Below are 2,093 nucleotides of genomic sequence, written 5' to 3' on the forward strand. Positions count from 1 at the left end.
ACCAAATGGTTGGATCTCCTATGGTACCAACAACAGCTGGGAGTGGGGAGTACCTGCCGCTGGACCAGGAAAGGCCGCTTCTGGTGAAAAAGTGTACGGAACCAATTTAGATGGTAACTATAACAACTTTGCCAATATGAGCTTGATGATGCCTCCAATCGTCCYGACTGAAGGTAACACCTATCTGCAGTTTAAAGACTGGTATCAAATTGATAGCGGCTACGATTATGGTCATGTGCTTGTGTCGACAGACAAACAAAACTGGCAACAGCTGTCGAGCTTCACTGGTAACTCTATGACATGGACGGAGCGACAAATCGATCTATCCGCCTATGCAGGTCAAGAAATCTATATCGTCTTTAACGTAACCACAAACTATACTAACACGGGAGCAGGTTGGTATATCGATGAGGTTGCCTTAAGCAATACACCACTTGCCACAGCCAATGTAGAACTAGAAGATGTACAACAACAAAAACTGCTAGCTAGACAACTGGAATATGAGCCACAAACCAATAAAAAAGCAGTCAACTCGGATAYCATCCAACCAACCAAAATACAAAACGTGATGGCACCCACCGCCACGATCACGCCGACTGCAGTCCAACCCATGTCCCTGCCACTTGGAGCTACAGTGAGCGTGCTCGAATCAGGACGTTCTGTTACCACCAACCCAGCGGATGGTAGCTATGGTATGWCTCATCCTGCTGGTGAGTTCACCTTRCGTGCTGAARCATATGGATATTACTCTRCAGATCAACGAGTGAAKATTCMWRCCGATGGTACAGTAGAAGCCAACTTTACCTTAAACCCGMTCCCGCRAGGAACGKTTAGCGGAACGGTCACAAACAAGYMAACAGGTCAGCCGCTAGCTAACGCAACACTYTCKCTGATCGAAGACGCGCTCATTCAACCTGTACAAACAGATGAAAACGGACGCTTCTCCATCACTGCCWWTGAAGGAACTTATACCTTACAWGTAWYCRMGCCTCTCTATTACGGCSAAGWTWTCACGATCACCATCCCAGCAAACGGAAATATCGAACAAAATGTTCCRTTACAACCATTTRTCGGCTATYCWGRTGAGATSGGCTATGATGATGGGTTACCAGAAGACGCTCGCGCTTGGAATACTGCTGGAAATAGTTGGGSTGTRAAAATGTCTCTACCTGAAGGYAAAAATAGCGCCTTAGTCACCGCTGGTCTCTTCAATTTCTGGGATGAAAGTTGGCCGTATCCAGGTGGAACAGCCTTTCAGGTTGCCATCTATGATGCTAGTGGACCGGATGGTGCTCCTGGTAAAAAATTAGCCGGTCCATTGAATGCGACTGCTCTTCGAAATGGACAATGGACAGTTGTCAATCTGACAGGCGTAGGAGTAGCGGTAAACAGCGACTTCTATATGGTCTATATCCAATCAAAGGACTACCCGAATACACCAGCAATCGCTGCTGATACAAGCAGTCCAAACGCAGGACATAGCTGGCAACTGGAGAGCGGAGTTTGGTCCCCATCCCCTGAAAATTACGGAAACATTATGATTCGGGCGCGTGTAGATTTTAATGCGATGACTCCAGTGATCACAACGCCTAAAGATGCAGTTTACACCAATCAATCTAATGTCAGGGTAGAAGGGAAAGCTTCCCATACTACCCAAGTTCATCTGTTCAATAACGGCGAAGAAGTGGCTACTATACCAGCCAGAGAGGATGGCACCTTCTCTGTAGATGTTACCCTTCAAAATGGTGAAAACATGCTGACAGCTACTTCTTCTACTGCTGGAGGTAGTACGGATCCATCCGAGCCAGTGAAGATCATCCTTGACCAAGCAAAACCAGTACTAACCATCACCAAGCCTACTAAAGGCTTCAAGACGAATCAGAAAGCGGTTACGATCGAAGGAAAAGCAACCGATCCATATCTAGCAGAAGTCACCGCAAATGGTCAAAAAGCGAATGTCACAGAAGATGGCTCCTACTCCCTACGCGTACTACTCAATAATGGAGAAAATAAATTTACTGTCACTGCAAAGGACCGTGCTGGAAACGAAACTAGCAATGAAGTCACTGTTTACGCCAAGTTTAATGCACCTG

1 protein-coding gene is annotated in these 2,093 nt (G+C 46.4%); it reads left to right on the forward strand.

Annotated elements, in window-relative coordinates; all coding sequences use genetic code 11:
- The coding region (locus AC1DSB_RS18475) for a carboxypeptidase regulatory-like domain-containing protein (protein WP_477587327.1) at positions 1-2,093 on the forward strand (2,093 nt) is incomplete at both ends.

The sequence above is a fragment of the Paenisporosarcina sp. P4_E4_2 genome (assembly GCF_056401595.1).